Source organism: Tenacibaculum skagerrakense (assembly GCF_004345825.1).
GTDB lineage: Bacteria > Bacteroidota > Bacteroidia > Flavobacteriales > Flavobacteriaceae > Polaribacter > Polaribacter skagerrakensis.
Window position 1 is genome coordinate 78,592 of the sequence record NZ_SLXM01000008.1, and the last position, 19,330, is coordinate 97,921.

The 19,330-nt window shown below is 30.1% G+C and carries 19 protein-coding genes; 6 read left to right on the forward strand and 13 right to left on the reverse strand.

All coding sequences use genetic code 11. The annotated features are described in order from the left end of the window. Positions 1–10: 10 nt before the first annotated feature. Both EV195_RS13060 and EV195_RS13065 read right to left on the reverse strand, forming a co-directional pair. Positions 11–589 carry a PhnA domain-containing protein gene (locus tag EV195_RS13060; RefSeq protein WP_132795410.1) on the reverse strand — a complete coding sequence of 193 codons (579 nt, stop codon included), beginning with the start codon at positions 587–589 and terminating at the stop codon, positions 11–13. Between the two features lie 87 nt (positions 590–676). Continuing rightward, the gene (locus tag EV195_RS13065; protein ID WP_132795411.1) at positions 677–1,102 is read right to left on the reverse strand and encodes a nuclear transport factor 2 family protein; all 426 of its coding nucleotides are present in this window, start codon (positions 1,100–1,102) and stop codon (positions 677–679) included. Positions 1,103–1,326: 224 nt separating this feature from the next. Here EV195_RS13065 and EV195_RS13070 point away from each other — a divergent pair, with 224 nt between their 5' ends. Genes EV195_RS13070 through EV195_RS13085 form a run of 4 tightly spaced genes read left to right on the forward strand, consistent with a single transcriptional unit; the run spans position 1,327 to position 3,095 of the window. Further along, the gene (locus EV195_RS13070; RefSeq protein WP_132795412.1) at positions 1,327–1,830 is read left to right on the forward strand and encodes a GNAT family N-acetyltransferase; all 504 of its coding nucleotides are present in this window, start codon (positions 1,327–1,329) and stop codon (positions 1,828–1,830) included. Between the two features lie 3 nt (positions 1,831–1,833). Further along, the gene (gene gloA2 / locus EV195_RS13075) at positions 1,834–2,220 is read left to right on the forward strand and encodes an SMU1112c/YaeR family gloxylase I-like metalloprotein (protein ID WP_132795413.1); all 387 of its coding nucleotides are present in this window, start codon (positions 1,834–1,836) and stop codon (positions 2,218–2,220) included. Positions 2,221–2,234: 14 nt separating this feature from the next. Beyond that, complete coding sequence (locus tag EV195_RS13080) at positions 2,235–2,657, forward strand: c-type cytochrome (protein ID WP_132795414.1); 423 nt, start codon at positions 2,235–2,237, stop codon at positions 2,655–2,657. Continuing rightward, the gene (locus EV195_RS13085) at positions 2,658–3,095 is read left to right on the forward strand and encodes a c-type cytochrome (RefSeq protein WP_132795415.1); all 438 of its coding nucleotides are present in this window, start codon (positions 2,658–2,660) and stop codon (positions 3,093–3,095) included. Here the strand turns inward: EV195_RS13085 and rimM are convergent. The 10 genes from rimM to EV195_RS13135 form a co-directional block, all read right to left on the reverse strand. Beyond that, complete coding sequence (rimM, locus tag EV195_RS13090) at positions 3,092–3,619, reverse strand: ribosome maturation factor RimM (RefSeq protein WP_132795416.1); 528 nt, start codon at positions 3,617–3,619, stop codon at positions 3,092–3,094. The genes EV195_RS13085 and rimM overlap by 4 nt on opposite strands. Before the next feature lie 14 nt (positions 3,620–3,633). Then, the gene (locus tag EV195_RS13095) at positions 3,634–4,134 is read right to left on the reverse strand and encodes a 30S ribosomal protein S16 (protein ID WP_132795417.1); all 501 of its coding nucleotides are present in this window, start codon (positions 4,132–4,134) and stop codon (positions 3,634–3,636) included. 188 nt (positions 4,135–4,322) lie between these two features. Further along, on the reverse strand, positions 4,323–4,514 hold the full coding sequence (locus tag EV195_RS13100) for a cold-shock protein (protein ID WP_132795418.1): 192 nt from the start codon (positions 4,512–4,514) through the stop codon (positions 4,323–4,325). An 81-nt stretch (positions 4,515–4,595) separates the two neighbouring features. Next, positions 4,596–5,696 carry a DUF4407 domain-containing protein gene (locus tag EV195_RS13105; RefSeq protein ID WP_132795419.1) on the reverse strand — a complete coding sequence of 367 codons (1,101 nt, stop codon included), beginning with the start codon at positions 5,694–5,696 and terminating at the stop codon, positions 4,596–4,598. A 94-nt stretch (positions 5,697–5,790) separates the two neighbouring features. Then, positions 5,791–8,178, reverse strand: a complete 2,388-nt coding sequence (locus EV195_RS13110; RefSeq protein WP_132795420.1) for a M56 family metallopeptidase — start codon at positions 8,176–8,178, stop codon at positions 5,791–5,793. Next, complete coding sequence (locus tag EV195_RS13115) at positions 8,175–8,546, reverse strand: BlaI/MecI/CopY family transcriptional regulator (protein ID WP_132795421.1); 372 nt, start codon at positions 8,544–8,546, stop codon at positions 8,175–8,177. Before EV195_RS13115 ends, EV195_RS13110 begins: the two co-directional genes overlap by 4 nt. A gap of 121 nt (positions 8,547–8,667) precedes the next feature. Beyond that, positions 8,668–10,596, reverse strand: coding sequence for a DUF3857 domain-containing protein (locus tag EV195_RS13120; protein ID WP_132795422.1), 1,929 nt, complete (start codon positions 10,594–10,596; stop codon positions 8,668–8,670). Between the two features lie 14 nt (positions 10,597–10,610). Then, positions 10,611–12,557 (reverse strand): DUF3857 domain-containing protein, encoded by a 1,947-nt coding sequence (locus EV195_RS13125; RefSeq protein ID WP_132795423.1) that lies wholly within the window; start codon positions 12,555–12,557, stop codon positions 10,611–10,613. Positions 12,558–12,566: 9 nt separating this feature from the next. Beyond that, positions 12,567–14,507, reverse strand: coding sequence for a DUF3857 domain-containing protein (locus EV195_RS13130; protein ID WP_132795424.1), 1,941 nt, complete (start codon positions 14,505–14,507; stop codon positions 12,567–12,569). A 10-nt stretch (positions 14,508–14,517) separates the two neighbouring features. After that, on the reverse strand, positions 14,518–16,437 hold the full coding sequence (locus EV195_RS13135; RefSeq protein ID WP_132795425.1) for a DUF3857 domain-containing protein: 1,920 nt from the start codon (positions 16,435–16,437) through the stop codon (positions 14,518–14,520). A gap of 99 nt (positions 16,438–16,536) precedes the next feature. Here EV195_RS13135 and EV195_RS13140 point away from each other — a divergent pair, with 99 nt between their 5' ends. Continuing rightward, on the forward strand, positions 16,537–17,106 hold the full coding sequence (locus EV195_RS13140) for a hypothetical protein (RefSeq protein WP_132795426.1): 570 nt from the start codon (positions 16,537–16,539) through the stop codon (positions 17,104–17,106). A gap of 3 nt (positions 17,107–17,109) precedes the next feature. After that, positions 17,110–17,766 (forward strand): DUF2490 domain-containing protein, encoded by a 657-nt coding sequence (locus EV195_RS13145; RefSeq protein ID WP_132795427.1) that lies wholly within the window; start codon positions 17,110–17,112, stop codon positions 17,764–17,766. Between the two features lie 35 nt (positions 17,767–17,801). Here the strand turns inward: EV195_RS13145 and EV195_RS13150 are convergent, their stop codons facing one another. Further along, positions 17,802–19,190: a dipeptidase gene (locus EV195_RS13150; protein WP_132795428.1), complete on the reverse strand. Its 1,389-nt coding sequence runs from the start codon at positions 19,188–19,190 to the stop codon at positions 17,802–17,804. Between the last annotated feature and the right edge of the window lie 140 nt (positions 19,191–19,330).

A 19,330-nucleotide genomic window follows, 5' to 3' on the forward strand; every position in this document is an offset into this window, starting at 1 on the left:
GCAAGTTTGATTATAACTTTTTCACATATTTTGTTACTATAACAATATTCTGTCCGTCTACTTTTCCTTCAATATATTCAGCATTTTCTGGGTCTAAAGAAATTCTTCTAACAGCAGTACCTTGTTTACACACCATACTAGAGCCTTTTACTTTTAAATCTTTAATTAGAACCACATTATCTCCTGCTTGTAAAATAGCACCATTGCTATCTCTATGAATAACTTTTTCACTGTCATCTAAATGCTCTCCTGTTGCTTGAGCAAAAGTTAACTCTTCTGGCTCTAAATACATCATGTCTAATAAATCTTGTGGCCAGCCTTCTTTTTTTAAGCGATGTAATAGTCTCCATGCGACAACTTTTACAGCACGAAATTCATTCCACATACTATCGTTTAAACAACGCCAATGATTAGAATCCGTAGTATCTGGATTCTCGATTTGATGTTGGCAGTTTTCACAAGCTAATAAGCTTCCATCTACACCTCCGGTAGAAATAGGAGGAACTTCATAAATACTTAGACTATTTTTTGAAGTACACAATTCACATTGATTTCCACTTCTATCTTGTAATTCTTGGAGTAAACTCATGTATTATATTTAATGGCGCGAAAGTAGGGTAAAAGTTTGAAAGTTGAAAATTCAAAAATACTAGCAAAGCCATTGTTTAGCGTTAATTTAGCAGGAAGTATCAGCTATAATTTTCCACTCTCCTTTTATTTTTTTGAAAATAATCATGAAGATTCCATCCGCATTACCCATTTCACGAGTTAAATGATATTCACCCATAACATAATAACTATTGTTTTCTATTCTAGTGATGGATCTTATCTTAAACTTTAATTTTCCAGTATGTTCTTCATCAGGATAACTTTTTTTGTAATTTTCTATGGTTTTTTTCCATCCATAGGTAATGCCATTTCTTCCCTGAAACTTTAAAGAGTCTGATTTCCAGTACCCTAGCATGAAGCAATCAAGATCATGTCTAGACCAATCTGATTCTTGATGTTTTAAAAGTGCTAGAATTTCCTTTTTGTCTTGTTTTTCATTAGACGTTGTACAAGAACAAATTACTACAACTAGGAGTACAATTAATTTTCTCATTGTATATTTTAAAGTTTGATGTTGTTGATTTTTTTCAACATTTCCTGAAAACGTTATTGGAGTTTCAGGTTCTCTTATAAATACCTATCTATCAGACGATATTTTATAACTTACCTGCAATAACGGAAAAAATAACAAAAATTTAACATTTTATTATGGTTTAATTTTGGCTCAAGCTAAATTTGCCTTTTGAAATTCGTATTATTGACTTAAAAACTAGCATAATGTTATTAGAAAGTGATAGATTAATAATACGAGAGGCTGCAGTTGAAGAAGCTCCTTTTTACTTCAAATTGTTTAATGATCCAGACTGGATTACTTATATAAATGATAAGGGATTGAGGTCTGTAGAGGAAACAAGAGCTTACCTAGAAGATATTTTACTAAAGAACGCACTTTTAAATGGTTTAGGCTTTTTTACTATTATTTCTAAAGACGCGGATGAACCAATAGGAATGTCATCTGCTTTACAAAGAGAAAACTTGGATTTTATAGATGTAGGGTATGCATTACTACCTAAGAGTAGAGGTAAGGGGTTTGCTAGTGAAGCTACGTTATTAATGATGGATTATATAAAAGAAAAGTTTCAACAAAAAAAAGTGTATGCTTTTACTATTCCTAATAATGAAAAGTCGCAACGCTTACTTGAAAACCTAGGGTTTGTTTTTGTAGGGATGAAAAGTATTTTTGAAGGTAAAGAAGATTGTGTTTATGAGTTTACGTTTTAAATTATGAAAATTGAAAAACTACATCATGTAGCCATTATTTGCTCAAATTATGAAGTTTCGAAACGTTTCTACACCAAGGTTTTAGGTTTTGAGATTCAACAGGAAGTTTTTAGAGAAGAGAGAGCTTCTTATAAGCTAGACTTATGCTTAAATGGAACTTACGTAATAGAATTGTTTTCGTTTCCAAACCCGCCCAAAAGAGCATCTTTTCCAGAAGCAACTGGATTACGACATATCGCATTTGCTGTTAAGAACCTGGAAGAGTGGAAAGTGTATTTAGAATCCAATGAAGTTAGCTGTCAGGAAATACGAGTAGATGAATTTACAGGAAAACGTTTTTTCTTTTTTAATGATCCTGATAATTTACCAATTGAGTTATATGAAATATAAGTAAGCATAATCCAATGAAAATTTCTGCAAATACCATATTTGGAAGTATTATAACTATTATATTATTATGTATGATTTTATGGATGGTAAGAATACAAACGAAGCAAGAATATCCTGATGTTACTGATAAAGTTGTAAAAGCTAGAGTTATGAAACAGTCAGTAGAAAGAGGTAGAGCTATATTTTTGGATGAAGGTTGCTATCGTTGCCATAAACCAGATAAAAGAGATGGATTTATTCGTGGAGTTACAAGTAGGGTTTCAAGAGAATGGTTGTTTCAGTTTATAAGAGATGAATCATCTTTAATTAAAGGTAAAGATTCAATAGTATTAGCTTTAAAAGAATTGTATAATTGGTCAAATGGAGAACATGATAAGAAACATTTGACAAACCAAGAACTAACTGATATTTTGAACTATTTGGATAGTTATAAATAAATGAAAATTTCTGCAAATACCATATTTGGAAGTATTATATCTGTAGTTTTATTATTCATGATTTCATGGATGGTAAGAATACAAACAGCAACTGATTATAATCCAGCAAAACATACTCTGAAAGGTGAAATAGAAGAGCAAGTTGACCCTTTGTTGTTGTTGTCTATGGAAAGAGGAAAAGATTTATGGATGAATGAAGGTTGTAATAGTTGTCACAAACTAGCTTTTAGAGATGGCTTTAGAAGAGGGTTAAAAGAACGATGGGAAATAAAATGGTTGATTCAGTATATTAAGGATGAGCAGGTTTTAATTAATCAGAAAGATGTTGATGTAATTACTTTGAATGCAGAATGGCAATCCAATAAATCAGAACATAATAATCCTAAGCTTTCAGAAAGTGATATTATGGATATTTTAAATTATGTTGATGGTTACTAATTGATGTATAAATCAATTAATCCTTCAGGAGTTTCAACTTCAATAGTTTTATTTTCTCTATCAACTTTTTTAATGAAATCATCTATCATCGGAATAAAAACTTCAATTCCGTCTCTGTCAATTTCAAATAAAGGTTGAGCAGCAGTATCGTTAATATTTGTAATAATACCAACATTACCAAAAGAAGTGTCTTTAATTATAAAACCTATAACTTCGTGAAAATAGAATTTGTTTCCTGTAAGTTTAGGAAGGAATGTAAGTGGTAAGTAAATACCTGATCGTAAAATGGCCTCAGCGTCTTGTTCAGAATCTACACCTTCAAATTTTACACGAAGCATTGTGCCTTTGCTTAATGAAGATTTTTCAATAAAAAAAGGAACCAGATTATTGCCGAGTTCGACAAATACTGATTCCAAATTTCCGTACAGATCAGGCTCATCAGTATCTAATTTGATAACTACTTCGCCTTTAAAACTGTGTTTTTTAACGATTTTGCCAAGATAAAAACAATCCTTTGTTTGCATTATCGTTGTCTTTTTTACTCTTCGCTATCTCCACCTTCTTCAGTAGCAGCGTCTTCGCTATCTACTACAGGAGCTTTTGCAGCAATACGAGCTTCGTTAGCCGCTTTTTCAGCTTCTAAAGCCTTAGCTTTAGCATCTTCTTGAGCTTTTGCTAAACTATCTGTTTTACCAGCAACTTTAGCAGCTTTTTCCTCTAACCAAGCGTTGAACTTTGCTTCAGCTTGCTCTTCAGTTAAAGCACCTTTTCTAACACCACCCGCTAAGTGATTCTTTAATAAAGCACCTTTATAAGATAAAATTGCTTTTGCAGTGTCAGTAGGTTGAGCACCATTTTGTAACCACTTTACAGCAGCATCAACATCTAAATTGATAGTTGCTGGGTTTGTTGTTGGTTGGTAAGTTCCGATTTTCTCTAAGAAACGACCGTCTCTTTTAGCTCTTGAATCGGCAGCTACTACCCAATAAAATGGTTTTCCTTTTTTACCGTGTCTTTGTAAACGAATTTTTACAGGCATACTTGTTAAATTTTAAGGTACACGACCTTGATTATTAATTATTAAATTAAATTTCCGAAACTAGGTCGGAATTTTGAGTGTGCAAATGTATTAAATCTTTTTAATAAAAAAGCTTTTTGAAGTATTAATTTAAAAGAAAAAGCACCTGTAAATCAGATGCTTTTAAAAAAATTAAATGTTGTTATATATTAAATTACTCTAACACTTACAGCGTTTAATCCTTTTTTACCGTCTTTAAGTTCAAATTCTACTTCGTCACCTTGTTTAACTTCGTCAACTAAACCTGAGATGTGTACAAAGTATTCTGTACCTGAATTTGATTCTGTGATGAATCCAAAGCCTTTAGATTCATTAAAGAACTTTACCGTTCCTTGTTTCATTATAAATGTATTAAATATTAAAAGGCACAAGGTACTGCATAATTTTTTGTAAAAGCCTGTTTTTTTGAATTTTATTTCAGTTTATAATATATTTTTTTGATTTTGAAAAAAAGTGTCAGCTTGAAGCTTCATTAAATCGGTTGCTATTTTCTGTTTGTAGGCATACAGTTCTTCTTCAGATTTTAAATCTTCATAAATTTTTGTATTCAAATCGATATCAGTAGAAGCAATTTTATTGCGTTGATCTACTTGTTGTTGAATCCATGATTTCACTTGAGATTCTTGATTTTCCTGTTTATAATCATATTCTCCTTTATGACTTATAAGTTTGGTAAAAATAGGAGCAGTTTCTATAGCTAAAAACAATAAGAAAATAAAAAATGAAGGTAACCAAGGTAGTTGGTTTAAAGCTTCTATTCTCGCCATTAGTCCATCAAAATTTGATATAATGGGTTGCGTATTTGTTTCGGTGTCTTTTTGTTGTTGAATAAGTGCAGCTATAGCATTTTCCTTTGTTGTTATCTTTTCTGAGTTTAGTTGTTTTAATTCGGATAACTCTTTCAAAGAGGCATCGTGTTTTTGTCTTTTTTCTTTATAAACAGGGCCTTTTCCTATTTTTTTAGTGCCTTCTCTTCCTTCGGCTTCGGCTATGTAGGTTTCGTATAAATTATTGGTTTCAGTTTCCTTTTGAGTAATCTCTTCTTTTAACCCGTTTATTTCTGATTGTAAATTTTGTATTTCGGGAGTGAATTGTTGAGCAATTTGGGTTTTGTTATCAAGTGTCATTTGATTTTTCTTTGTTAACAAAACTTGATTAATTTCTTTTTCGAATATTTTTAGTTCCAAAGGTTTGGATATAACTACTGCAATAATCATTGCCAATAGTAAACGAGGTAAAACTTGTATAAATTCCTGACTCTTCTTTTCTCTTTTTTTTATGGTAGAAACAATAAAACGATCGAGGTTAAAAATTAGTAAACCCCAAATAAGACCGAAAAATATAGCGGTGTAAACATTGTCGAAAACTGTATATAAAGCATAACTCCCAGCTATGGCAGCCATTAAAGCGGTGAAAAATACGGTGGCACCAATTCCGGCGTATTTATTTTGCTCTCCGTTGGAACAATCTTTTATTAAATCTTGATCAACACCAGAACAAATCAGAAAAAATTGTTTGATCATAGTATAAGCTTATACTATAAGAACGATAGTTTCGATTTTATGTTACAAAAAAAGCCTCTTTTATGAGGCTTTTAACATATTCATTTTAATTTGTTTACTGTCTTTTTACTGGTGGTGGAGGCGGAGGTGGAATATTAGTTTCATCAGTCTTTTTTACAACAGGGAATTTTTTTTCCGGATTTATAATTTCTCCTTTTTTATTCACTTGTTGTCCCCAACGATTATAATACCTTGTTCCTTCCTTGTTTGTGATATAGTAAATAGTTTTATCATCCACTTTAACCGTACCTTTACTAGGAGTTTGTTTTAAAACTTTTTGTTTTGGTGGTGGAGGTGGGGGTGGAATATTAGTTTTGTCTCCTTTTTTTACAACAGGGAATTTTTTCTCTGGATTAATAATTTCACCATTCTTGTTAACTTCCTGTCCCCAACGATTATAATACTTTGTTCCTTTAGTGTTTGTAATATAGTACAAATCTTGGTTATTTATTTTAACCATTCCTTTTTTTGATTTGTCCTTTACTTCAATTTTGACAGGTCGGGCTTTTTTATCTTTCGAGTATTTTCTTGTTTGGTTTAACCATTTACGATATGCTTCCTTAACTTTTTGTTTTTCTTCTTCAGAAGCATCTGGAGCGGGTGGTGGTGGTGGAATGTATAGTTTATCCTCTTCTGTTAACTCACTCGGCAATCTGTAATAAAAATCATTTACCTTCTTAATTTTAACATAAGGTGCATATGGGCGAACCGCACGATTAATTTTACGTCTATTTTCTCTTGTAAGTCGGAAATATTTCGATCCTAAGTCTGAGTATAACTGATCTAATTCATTTTTACGCTCAGGCTCGCTTTCAATATAATGAGGTTTTAGTTGCCTCAGCTTATCATATTTCTTCTTTAGTTTTTTATAATCTGAAATCTTTTCTGATTGATCGATGTCTAGCTTATTTATTTCTTGATTAGAACTTTTAGCTGACTTTTGTATCTCAACCTTAAGAGGATCGATATTTTTTTGACTGAGCTCGGTAGTATATACTTTTTGAGTTGTGCCTTTTTTACGCTGTTCTGAGCTATAAGAAATTTCACTATTTGTTGCTTGAATAGAAGTTTCCTTTATGTGGTTTGCTTCAGATTTTAGATTTCGTTTTGTAGCTTTTTGAGTGGTTTTCTCTTTTTTGTTAGCAATCATCCCATTCTGATTGATATATTGCTTTTTATTCGGGTGTAATGTAAAACCTAATGTTTTCCATGCGGTATTTTTCAATCCTTTGAAGTAAACTTCATTATTTGTGATTTTAATCGTAAATGCGTAAGCTCCTTGATCTACATTTGATTTGTTAGTGAAACCCCAATCTGTGATTGTAAATTCCTTATTCATAGGAACTTTTAGTTTTGCCCAACGTTCGCAATTGTAGCATTTTAAGATAGTATTATTATCTATTTTTTCAATTGAAGCAAGAAATGTATGCTTCGAGTTATCTTTGTTTTCAATGCTAGATTTTAAAGCGTCTTTGTCTGATAATTTTCTCTTGATATCTTCCAAAGGAGAAATGTTTGTTTCTTCACTTTTAGGGAATTCTAGATTTGAAATATCTGAATCTAAAAGTGAATTGTTTTTCATTTCATAGCTTTCTACTCTTTCTGCGAAAACATAAATACTTCCTGTTAGCAGTGGTATTACTGCTAGTTTTTTCAGCCAATTATTGACTTTTGATGTTCGTGTGCTCATCATAACTAATCGTTTTTTTGTTAATGAATAATTCAAATTACTGGCCAGGTAATAATCGTTGTTCCAAGCAGCTTTGTTTAATAACAAATGTTGATACTCAGAAATATTTTTATGAAGGTGAATCACCTTGTTATCTGCAATAAACTCGTGGTTTAGTTGAATAAGTTTTTTTAAGAAGTAGAATAAAGGATTGAACCAAAATATTATTTTCAATAATTCAATTAATAATACATCTATTGTATGTCGTTGTGTGACATGTGTTAATTCATGTGTAAGTAATTCTTCTTCTAACTTTTCGTTTTTATATTCTTCTTTATTGATAAAAATGTAATTCCAAAATGTATGCGGACTAATTAAATCTTCAACTAAAACAAGCGTAGCATTATCAATTTTGATTTTTGTGTTCTGCCTTATCTTTAATATGATTTTAGATAGGTTTACGATGAAACGAACAAAGAATACTGTTGAAATAACTAGAGACAAGATTCCAGCAATTGTCCAATAGCTAATTTCTTTTTTCTGTTGAAGTATTTCCCTGTTTAATAACTCTCCGTTAAAGTCAAGCGGAAAATCTAGCGTTTCAACAGGCACGTAGATGTTAATTACATATAATGGTACCAAAAATGAAAATAATACGCTTCCCAAAAGATATGCACGATTGAATTGATGCATTTTTTCTTTTTCTAACAGAAGCTTGTAAAAAACAAGCAAGAGTAGTAGGCAAATTGACGATTTAATTAAATAAGCAATCATTTCTTTTGTTCTTTAATTTGATTGTCTATAATCTTACGAAGTTCTTCTAATTCAGAAACCGATAAATCTGTTTCCTTTGTAAAGAAGGAAGCAAACTGGCTTGCAGAATCATTAAAGAAATTCTTTATCAAACCGTTAACATGCTTAGAGAAATAATCTGTTTTTTTTACGAGAGGATAATATTCTCTTGACTTTCCAAATAATTTATAATCTATAAAACCTTTTTCATGCATTCTCTTTAACAGCGTTGCTACAGTTGTGGTTGCAGGTTTTGGTTCTGGAAATTCAGCAAGGATATCTTTCATGAATCCTTTTTTTAGTTTCCATAATAATTGCATTAACTGTTCTTCTGTTTTGCTCAATTGCATTTCTACGAATTTAGAATTAACTCTACAAATGTAGAAATAAAAATTAAATTCTACAAGCTTAGAACAAAAGTTTTTCTACAAACGTAGAAGAAGTTTGTAATAATGCCTTTTCTAAAGAGTTTTACATGTCTTTGACTTTAAACTCAATTAAAGAGTTTTGAACTTTAACCATTTTGTCATAGAATGCTTTAAGAGATTCGTACTGATTACTTAAAAAGACTTTTTTGTTGATGTTATATTGAAAGTTAATCGTTAAGATATGATTTTTAATATCCGCTTTAAAAATGTAAGAAGCATCATCGTTTGGCAATTGTATGCCTTCTGGTTTTGGTATAGAAGTTATTTCGATATTCTTAGGTAAAGAAATGGATATTCTAAAATTTTCTTCTTTTGCATAACCAAAGTCAACGGGATACATGCGCTCTTTCATTTTAAAGGGGTTCTCAAGTGAGGAAGATCCTATCATTAGATTACTAATCTTTATATACTTCCCTCTTGAAATTACATCTTCAAAAGAAACAGAATACGTCTCTAATAAAGGAGATTCAACATCTTTTTGGTTTTTGAAATCAGATTTATTAATTTCTACGTAAGGATGTTTTTCTTCAATGCTATTTATTAATAATTCACTGTTTTTTGGAAGAGCTAATTGTTTTCGTTTACTGTAGGCATAATAACCATTGGAAACAACTTTTAGTTTACCTTCTAAAATATTATCTTCTATGTTTAATTTTGCTCTAATTATTGTTTTTTGATTTGAAGGAATGCTGTTAGAAGTTATTGGTTCCCAGTAGCTAGGTTTTGTTTGGTTGAAAACTCTTCCATCGCCATTTAAACAGAAAAAAGGAATTAAACCAAATGGTAAATGCTTATGTGACGCATCTAGGAAATATTTTTTTCCATCTATACTTACTAATACAACTCTGTAGTTAAAATCTATAACAGTTGCATGTAATTTTGTAGCAAACCCATTTGCTCTAGTTGATAGCAATACCAAATTAGGATTATTAATGTTAGCAGCTTTTAAAGCATTATACAACGAAAGGTTAATTTGCTGTATTGTTCCTTTTTTATTCTTGTAAGCTTCGTAAAAGTATTGATCGGTATTATTGTCAAGTGTAAAGTGGTTTTGTATAAAATAGAAAACTTTTTTTGCTCTAGTTAATTCATTAGGTTCATTTAAAATACTATCAGGTAATTCTCTTTTATAAAACCTAGTTTTATCAAGTTCATCATCATATCTATTTCTAATTGCTTTATCTATTGTATTCCATTCTCTATTTTCTCCTTTTTTTACATAAGGATCAAATATGTATGATCTTTCAAAAGTTAAACGAGAAATGTAATTGTTTTTATTCGTTAAAAAAGCTTCTTCTTTAAAAGCAGGAACATTATCCATCTCATATATTAAAGAACACATAGTATTTTTTTTACACTCAGTCTTGCTTATATTTTTTGGTGTTAAATATCCAATAGTTCTTACCTTAAAGTCATCTGAAGAGAAATAAGCTGAGTAATTCGTTTTTAATTTGGGAATATCAGTTTGAAAATACCAATCGTATATTCCATAGTTATTTACAGATATTGTGTATTTATATTCAATGATAGAGCCTTCTTTTACTTTAGGCATAGCGAAGGATTTACCTTTTACAACATTATTAAAGTTTGTATTTTTTATATACTCTTCTCCAAGTTTTGTTTTGATGGTATTTCCATTTTCGTCTAAATTATAGGTTATCCCTGCTATGTTTTCAAGTTTACTATTTTTAAAATACGGTATCTCAATTCTAGCTTTACTTAGATCTGTATTACTAAAAAATTTAATTTTTACGTAGTATTCTTTAGTATAGTTATATTTTTTATACTTACTGGGATACACTTTGCAAATCTCTTCAAGAATTAGCGCATCAGCCGTGGAATCTTTTTCATATTGTGTCATGAAAATTTCCTGCTTGTATATATTACCTAATTCGGGTATTTCAGTATTGCTTTGACTATGAATAAAAATACTACTTATAAGAGTATATAGTATTGAAAATCTTTTTTTCATGCTAAAAATTATTCTTATTCTTTACTGTATTCGATAAAAGAATCTTGCAAGTTTATTATTTCTTGAAAGAATTTTTTCAGATTATGATATTCCGTATTATTATACTTGTTTCTATTTAGTTTTATGTCCATCAAAATTTTTAAATTCTCTCCTGACCGTTGAACTTTATAGATTATTTCACCTCCGTTGTATGGGATTTTAAAATTTTTGCTAAGAGGAATCTTTAATAATTGATATCCGTCTGGAGCTGAAACAAAAATTGTATATGAATCACTCCACTCATAACCTAGGTCTATTGGATAATGTCGTTGATTATATTTGAATGGATTTTCTTTGTATTTATCTAAAATAAAAGGAGAAAAACGTATCGTTTTCTGTAAAGTAGTTATTTCTGGTAAGGTTACAGTATAAGACGTTTTTACTGTTTGGTCTTTTTTAGAAATGACTTCAAATTTTTCTACTTCTAAATCAGGGTTCTTTGTTTCGAAATCTTCTAGATATTTCTCTTCAGATTTACTGTTAAGTTTACGTCTTTCATTAAAGGCGTAATATCCTTTAGTTTCTCTTGTTATATCTGCAAAAGCTTCATTGCTTTCATTGAATTGAATTTTTATTCGATTTCGTAAAGATGTTTTGAATTTTGGAATTATCTCTTCCCAATAGCTTTCTTTTTCAAAGTCTAAAACTCTACCTTCACCATTAAGACACCTGTAAGGTATTTCTCCAAAAGTTAAGTTTTTTTCGGTTGCATCGAGTAAATAACTTTCATTGTTAATAATTACGTTGACTAAGACATAATTAAAGTCTGTAACAGAAGGAAAGAGTTTTGTAATAGTACCGTTTTCCCTAGTTGAAAGTGCAACTAAATAACTTTCTATATTAGCAGCTTTAAGCGCATTATACAATGTTAGATTAATACCATCAACACCACCAGATTTTTCTTGATAAACTTGCTTTACCCTAATTTTATTTTGAGACCAATAATTGTTGTTCCAAACTAATCTTTCTTGAAGAAAATTATATATGCTAGTAGCTCTTTCTTTATCGTCAATAATATTTAATATTTCTGAAGGTAAATTCTTTTTGAAAAAAGATGCTTTTGAAGTTTGTCCATCAAAGAAGTTTGTTCGTAACGTTTTGTCAGCATCTTCCCAAGTTTGCGTGTAAGTCTTTTTTACACCCTTTAGATTTGTAAAGGAAACAGGTTCAAAAATAATTTTAGCTAGATAATTTTTAGGAGATAACATGAAGTCTTCTTTTATAAAAGCCCTAATATCATCCATTCCATACTCGTAAACTACACAGTCTCCTTCACCAATTCCTGGGTATAGAATACAACTACGCTTAACATATGACCTTTCACGATCTAAAGTTTTATAAGCCTGCAGTCTTAAATTGTATTTATAATTACCTGGAATTTCAGCTACAATATCACTTTTTAATTTAGGAATATTTGCTTGAAGATTCCAATCATCTAATTTAAAATAAGGAGAAAATAAACTGTAGGAATATTCGATTACACTTCCTTCTTTTATATTTGGTAAAGTGAAGGATACCTGTTGCCACTTTTCAGATAGTTTCTTTTTATATATTTTATTTTCAAGAAGATGAATTTCTGTAGTTCTTCCATCTTCAATATTATAAGTAATGGCTTTAATAAACTTTATTTTTTCTTCACCAAAAAGATTCACTTTAATTGTAGCTAAATCTATTTCGGATTTATCAAAGATTTTTACTCTTTTATATATATCTGTTCGAAAGTCATATTTATTTTTTCTATCAACCCAGATATACCCTTTCTCTTCTAAAACTAAAGCTCTAGCCGTTGAATCTTTTTCGTAAAACTTCATAGAAAGTTCTTCATTAGTGGTTTGTCCTAACTTTGGAGTTTTACTGTTCTTTTGTGCGTAAACACTAATACTACTTATAATAATAAGTAGTATTAATTTAATTTTTTTCATAAACTTTATTTATCCTTTTACTAGTACAATTTTTTCAGTCTGTTTAGCGACTACCTTTGAATAAAATTCTTTTAAACTGCTGTAATAAGTAGGCGCAATAATTGGGCTATTAATTTGAATAATAGAATTAACCTCAATTATTTTTCCTGTTTGAGATACTTTAAATTTGAAGACACCTAAATTATCTGGCAAACCAATAGCAAATTGCTCTGGTAAAGCTTCTGGCGTATAGCCTTCAGGGATTTCGATAGAAATATTATTAGTTTCTTTCCAAGCTGAGGCAAAGTCAACTGGGAAGGTTCTGTCGTCAGATTTAAAAGGATTTGTTTTCTCTGTTAAAAATAATAAAGGATTTATAAGTAGTTTTCCATTAATACTTTCAACAAGATCATCTGAACTAAACTTTATCATCATATTGTAGGATTTATAACAATCCTCTTTATTACTAATTCTAAAGTTTTCAATTTCTATATTATGAGTTTCTTCTAGTTTTGAAATAACTTCATCTTTGTCAAAATGATTATATCTCTTTCTTCCTAACATCGCATTCAACATCTCTTCTTTAGTCATTAGTAATCCAGAAATCGAACCTTCTTCTTCAATTTTAACCTTTAACATATTTGTTTCAGAAGAGTGCTCTGTTGCATTTAAGTTCACCCAAGTAGAATACCCTTCTTTAGTAACTTTCCTTCCGCTCCAGTTTAGAGCTCTTACAGGTAAAACATTTGGAATAGCATATTTCTCTGTAGCATCCAATAACATTGTGCTTCCATCAGTAAATTCAACAAAACTAATAACGTAGTTAAATCCGTCCAACGTAGGAAAAAGTGGAACTCCGTTATTTCTAGTACTAACTAATACAGGATTAGCACCTAAACCAGCTTCTCGTAACATAGCTGTAAGGATTAAATTTATTTCAGCCACATTACCAGTGCCTTCTTCGTAAGCTTTTTTTACACCCTTATCAGTGTATTTACTGTTGTACTGATTCCACTTTATTTTATTTTTTACAAATTCGAATATAGCTACAGCTTTTTGAGCATCACCTTTTGCTGTTGATAATATTACTTGCAAATCGTCTTTGTAATAATTACTTTTTTCTAGTTCACTCCCGAAACTTGAAGATTTATAAATCTGTTTACTTACATTTTCCCAAGTGTCAGCATAAGTTTTTATTGTGGAATTAGGAATCTGAGTATAAGAAAGCTCATATTTTATACCTCCGTAATAATTATTAATATTTGAGATATAAGGTTCATTATCTCTTAAAGCAGGGATGTTTTCTGCATCGTAAACATCTATGTTGTAATTAATGTCTCTTGTTTTTTTAGATGACTTTGGTATTACAGAATAAAAACCTTTACTTATTTTATTGAAAACAAACCACTCAGGTGTTTCTACTTCAATGTGTAATTTTTTAGTAGGAATATTTGTTTGAAATGAAACATCATCGATGTAATAATAGTAAGGAGAAGATAATTTGTATTTAATATCTATAATACATCCCTCTTTTACATCTGGCATAGTAATCTTTTTTGAACTTCTGTACTTATTTATTTTTTCTTGAAATATGCTGTTACTATTTAATTTGGTCTCAGTTATTTCTCCATTATCATTAAGATTGAATGTGTAACCTTTTATGTTTGTTACTTTTTCACCGCTACCAGATTCAGGTTTAGCATATAAAATGTTAAATGTAGCTCGATCTAAACCTTCTTTGTTATATATTTTTAAACGGTAATGGTAATAGTTTACAACATGAAATCCTAAACTTTTATTGTATTCATAATAAGTTTTTCTTTCTTTAAATAAGTAAGCTGCGTTGGCAGTAGAATCTCCTGGATAGAATTTTTCTTCAAGTTCTTCTTTTGATACTTTACCAAATTTAATTTCCTGTGAAAAACCAGTAATAGAAATTAATAATGTAAGGGCAAGGATGATTTTTTTCATAGTTTTTATTTTAATTTAATACTTTTTGTAAAGCAATTCTAACACTCTCTTGTTTTGCAATACGTTTTCTAAATTGTCTGTATAATTTATAATCTTCTTTGGGGTAAATTCCTTCTTTTATAAATAATGTTTTATGATAAGAAATAGTTTTTTCGTCAACTTTTTTTACTTCCATAGTATAGTTTCCAAACTTTGTTGAAATTTCTACTTTTGAAGGAAGTGAGGTAATTTTATAGCCATTAGGAATTGTAAAAGTAAATTCATCTACATCTTTATAACCTCTGTTAATTTGCAATGGATGATTTCGAGTTCTGTAGCGTTTGGGTACAAATGTGTTTTTATTAAAAACATTTACTCTTACTATAAGTTCGTTTGCAGTTATACTAGCATAATCAGCAACGTTTACATGTAGTTTTTCTTTAAATACAATATTGTCTTTGTCGTTTTCTAAGGAAGAAGATTTAATTTCTAGATTATTTATGTACGACCATAATTTTGACTTGTAGTATTTTTCTAAATCATCTTTCGCTAAGCTTTCAATTCCATATTTATCATCGTATTGAACTCCTTTAGAGGTTATTTCAACATCTGCTTCTAAAGAACCTTTTTCGTTAAGTTGTATGCTTGCTTTACAAGTTTGTAAATTGGTTTCATTTTTATAAGATGGAGTTCTTTTAATTAGACCACCTTCTGGAGTAATAACTAAAACATCTCTATCATCAGTAAAATCACCCAAAAATCCGAAAGGCATAGTTTGACTTGTGCATTCTAACCAAATATCATTACCGTCATTTGGAATATTTAAAATAACATGATTTCCTTGCATAGAAGAAAATCCTTCAATCATGTTTTTCTTTTCGGAACCTGCCCAAACTACTGAGTAATGAGATTTTACATCTACTGCATCTAACAAAGCTTTTGTATAATTGGTTAATCCTTTACAATCACCATATCCCATTTTATGTACTTCATCAGCTGGTATAGGTTTCCAACCTCCAATACCTTCTTGTACACTGATATAACGTGTTCTGTTTTGCATGAAGTCATAAACAATTTTAGCTTTTTCGATATTACTTTTAGCACCTTTTACTTTTTGTTGAATAGCATATTTAACAGATTCAGATAAAATATCATTTCCGTTTTTTAAATTTTCAAATCTCCACTTTCCAAATTCTTCCCAGTTTTTAGCACTACCTTTAATACCTTTTAACGTGAATTGGTTAAGTGCTACAATTAAGTTTGGTAATATTTCAGATATGCTTATACTACTGTCTTCATACTCAATTGCAGGTAAATTTTCTGCTACATAATGAATTTTATCTTCATTTACCCTCTTAATTGAGTATCCATCAAAGTTATTTTCTTTGATTCGTGTTTCAATATTTTCTAGGTTGATTATTTTATACTCACTTTTTTGAACTGAAACATAATAAGAGTCTAGCGGATACCATTTTGGGATAAAGCCAGTTGATGATGTTTTATATTCTTTTTCGAAAACAACAGTGTAAGGATATTCAGTAGGAGTGTGATCTATATATTTTACTCTTGAATCTGAATACAAAGTTCCACCATCTACAGCACTTACATCAGTAAATTTACTTTTAGAATATTTTTTTATTTCTTTTCCTAAAGAATTGTAAACTGTTGCCGATAAATCAGTGATTTTTGTGTCATTGTCATAAGAAGCGTAAGCGTCAACATGTTTATTTCCTAGTTTATTCAGAACGGTTGTTACTCTTCTTTCCTTAACAATCATTTCATCAACAGCTTCAACTGTAATTTCAGTATAACTTTCTCGAATAACTGCATTTGCATCTTTAGTCAGTTCAGGAGATAATGTTAACGACATTAAACTCATGTCCTGAGCAAAGGAAATAGATATATTAATAAAAAATAATAATAAGGGTAACCCAGCAATTTTTGTTATCATAGCATTAATTTTCAGGCAAATTTATAAAAAAAAATAAAAAAAGACTTTTCAAATTATATTTAAGAGTTTCATTTAGATTTGTATAAGTTTTATTAAAAGATGAAGAGAGAGTATTTTATCACAGTTTTTATATGTTTTTTAATTCAATCAGTTGCTGGTCAGTATAAATTTGAAAGAGAATACAGGGTAGAGCAGGGAGAGGTTCCGAAACAAGCTATTGAGTTTATTGAGAGCGTAAATTTTAAAAAGAAAGTTAAATGGTATGTAGAGGAAAGTCAGGATGGAAAAACAATTGAAGCAAAAACAACTTATAAGGGAAGAAAACACAGTATTGAATTTGATACAAAAGGAGCGGTTATTGATGTTGAGATAAAAATTAATTTCTCGAAGTTAGATAAAGAACTTCAAAAAAATATAATCTCTATTTTAAAAGATCGTTTCAAAAAGTTTAAAATAAGAAAAGTTCAACTGCAATATAAAGGACAAAAAGAAGCATTGATGAATTGTATTACTGCTCAATGTTCAATTAAACCCAGTTTTGAAATTGTATTAAAAGGAAAAAAAGAAACTACTTACGAATTGTTTGAAATGTTATTCGATTCAAAAGGAGAGAAGATTTTAAAAGAGCTAAAATTTAGTGCTGATAACTTTGACAATCTACAATTTTAATTAATGAATAGGTTTTTAATTACACTGTTTTTGGTATCGTCTTCGTTTTATGCAACGGCTCAATCTGAAATTAGTTTTGGATGGTTGCCAAAAGTTAACCTCTCAAAAAAGATTTCCAATAACTTAAAGTGGGTTTCAAGTGTAGAAGTAAGAGAACAAATTTATCAAGAGTCGTTTCAGTTTACACATAATTTAATGGATGTTTCTTCCATCTTTTCTATTAAGACAGATGTTTATGAATCGTTTAACATTGGTTACATTATACGATTTAGAGAAGAAGAGGTAATTCACCGATTATTACAACATTATAATATTGTTCAAAATCTCGATAATTTAAAAATTGCTCACCGTTTAGGATTTGAGCAATTTTTTCAAAATAAAGTTTCACCTCAATACAGAACTAGATATAGAGCTACTTTTGAAAAACCTTTGAATGGAGAAAAAGTTGATGTAAAAGAATGGTATGTAAAAATATCGAACGAATATTTATATCAGTTTAATGAAAAAGATTTAGAAGCTAGAATTTCTCCATACTTAGGATATCAATTGAGTAAAAAGGATAAAATTGAATTTGGTTTGGATTACCGTTTAGGAGGTGTTTTAGAATCTCAAAAAAAGAACAGTTTGTGGTTTCGAACCACTTGGTATATATCGATATAAAAAAAGCACCAATAAAATGGTGCTTTTGTGTTTTTTTATTTACTTAACTCAGTAAAATATTTATAGAAATAAGGAATGGTTTCAATTCCTTTTAAGTAATTCCAAACACCAAAATGCTCGTTAGGAGAATGAATAGCATCAGAATTTAATCCGAACCCCATTAATATAGTTTTGCTTTTTAATTCTTGCTCAAATAAGGCAACAATCGGAATACTTCCGCCACTTCTTTGTGGAATAGGTGTAACACCAAAAGTTTCTTGATATGCTTTACTTGCAGCTTGGTATCCAATATTATCAATTGGTGTAACATAACCTTGTCCACCATGGTGTGGCGTAACTTTTACTTTAACACCAGCAGGAGCAATACTTTCAAAATGAGACTTGAATAACTCAGTAATTTCTTCCCAATTTTGATTTGGAACTAAACGCATCGATATTTTTGCATAGGCTTTAGAGGCAATTACAGTTTTAGCACCTTCTCCAGTATATCCGCCCCATATTCCATTAACGTCTAATGTAGGTCGTATTGAATTACGTTCGTTTGTAGTATAGTCTTTTTCACCATAAACAGCATCAATATCCAACGCCTTTTTATATTCTTCTAACGAGAACGGAGCTTTGGCCATTTCATCTCTTTCTTCACGAGACAATTCCTCAACTTTATCGTAAAATCCAGGAATGGTAATATGATTATTTTCATCATGTAATGAAGCAATCATTTTTGATAGAATATTAATAGGATTAGCAACAGCACCACCATACAAACCAGAATGTAAATCTCTATTTGGCCCCGTAACTTCTACTTCAACATAACTCAAACCTCTTAACCCGGTTGTAATAGAAGGAATGTCGTTAGCAATCATTCCAGTATCTGAAATTAAGATAACATCATTAGCTAATTTTTCAGTATTTCTAGGTACAAACCAAGCTAAACTTTCAGAACCAACTTCTTCTTCACCTTCAATCATGAATTTAACATTGCAAGGAAGGTTACCTTGAGAAGTCATATACTCTAATGCTTTTACATGCATATACATTTGTCCTTTATCATCACATGCTCCACGAGCAAAAATTGCACCTTCTGGGTGGATAGCTGTTTTTTTGATTACAGGACTAAAAGGAGGAGAATCCCATAAATCGATTGGGTCTGCTGGTTGTACATCGTAATGCCCATATACTAAAACAGTAGGAAGACTTTTGTCGATAATCTTTTCTCCGTATACAATAGGATACCCCGGAGTTTCACATAGCTCTACTTTATCACAACCTGCTTTTTTTAACGATTCCATAATGGCATCTGCAGTATTTAAAACATCTTGAGAATAGGCAGTGTCTGCACTAACAGAAGGGATTTTCAATAAATCAATAAGTTCTTCAATAAAACGGTTTTTATGAGTAGCTATATATTCTTGAATGGTTTGCATTATAAATAATTATTTAATGCTAAGTTAATTCATTTTTAAGGAAGTATTAAAACCAAATCTAGTAGAAGTATAAAAAAATAAGACAAATAGTATATTTAAGTTTGTATTTTGAATACTTTGTGTATATTTGCAAACCAATT

Excerpts from the sequence above, each read along its gene's own strand:
- EV195_RS13060 (WP_132795410.1), bottom strand. The coding sequence starts at position 589 with ATGAGTTTACTCCAAGAATTACAAGATAGAAGTGGAAATCAATGTGAA.
- EV195_RS13065 (WP_132795411.1), bottom strand. The coding sequence starts at position 1,102 with ATGAGAAAATTAATTGTACTCCTAGTTGTAGTAATTTGTTCTTGTACA.
- EV195_RS13070 (WP_132795412.1), top strand. The coding sequence starts at position 1,327 with ATGTTATTAGAAAGTGATAGATTAATAATACGAGAGGCTGCAGTTGAA.
- gloA2 (WP_132795413.1), top strand. The coding sequence starts at position 1,834 with ATGAAAATTGAAAAACTACATCATGTAGCCATTATTTGCTCAAATTAT.
- EV195_RS13080 (WP_132795414.1), top strand. The coding sequence starts at position 2,235 with ATGAAAATTTCTGCAAATACCATATTTGGAAGTATTATAACTATTATA.
- EV195_RS13085 (WP_132795415.1), top strand. The coding sequence starts at position 2,658 with ATGAAAATTTCTGCAAATACCATATTTGGAAGTATTATATCTGTAGTT.
- rimM (WP_132795416.1), bottom strand. The coding sequence starts at position 3,619 with ATGCAAACAAAGGATTGTTTTTATCTTGGCAAAATCGTTAAAAAACAC.
- EV195_RS13095 (WP_132795417.1), bottom strand. The coding sequence starts at position 4,134 with ATGCCTGTAAAAATTCGTTTACAAAGACACGGTAAAAAAGGAAAACCA.
- EV195_RS13100 (WP_132795418.1), bottom strand. The coding sequence starts at position 4,514 with ATGAAACAAGGAACGGTAAAGTTCTTTAATGAATCTAAAGGCTTTGGA.
- EV195_RS13105 (WP_132795419.1), bottom strand. The coding sequence starts at position 5,696 with ATGATCAAACAATTTTTTCTGATTTGTTCTGGTGTTGATCAAGATTTA.
- EV195_RS13110 (WP_132795420.1), bottom strand. The coding sequence starts at position 8,178 with ATGATTGCTTATTTAATTAAATCGTCAATTTGCCTACTACTCTTGCTT.
- EV195_RS13115 (WP_132795421.1), bottom strand. The coding sequence starts at position 8,546 with ATGCAATTGAGCAAAACAGAAGAACAGTTAATGCAATTATTATGGAAA.
- EV195_RS13120 (WP_132795422.1), bottom strand. The coding sequence starts at position 10,596 with ATGAAAAAAAGATTTTCAATACTATATACTCTTATAAGTAGTATTTTT.
- EV195_RS13125 (WP_132795423.1), bottom strand. The coding sequence starts at position 12,557 with ATGAAAAAAATTAAATTAATACTACTTATTATTATAAGTAGTATTAGT.
- EV195_RS13130 (WP_132795424.1), bottom strand. The coding sequence starts at position 14,507 with ATGAAAAAAATCATCCTTGCCCTTACATTATTAATTTCTATTACTGGT.
- EV195_RS13135 (WP_132795425.1), bottom strand. The coding sequence starts at position 16,437 with ATGATAACAAAAATTGCTGGGTTACCCTTATTATTATTTTTTATTAAT.
- EV195_RS13140 (WP_132795426.1), top strand. The coding sequence starts at position 16,537 with ATGAAGAGAGAGTATTTTATCACAGTTTTTATATGTTTTTTAATTCAA.
- EV195_RS13145 (WP_132795427.1), top strand. The coding sequence starts at position 17,110 with ATGAATAGGTTTTTAATTACACTGTTTTTGGTATCGTCTTCGTTTTAT.
- EV195_RS13150 (WP_132795428.1), bottom strand. The coding sequence starts at position 19,190 with ATGCAAACCATTCAAGAATATATAGCTACTCATAAAAACCGTTTTATT.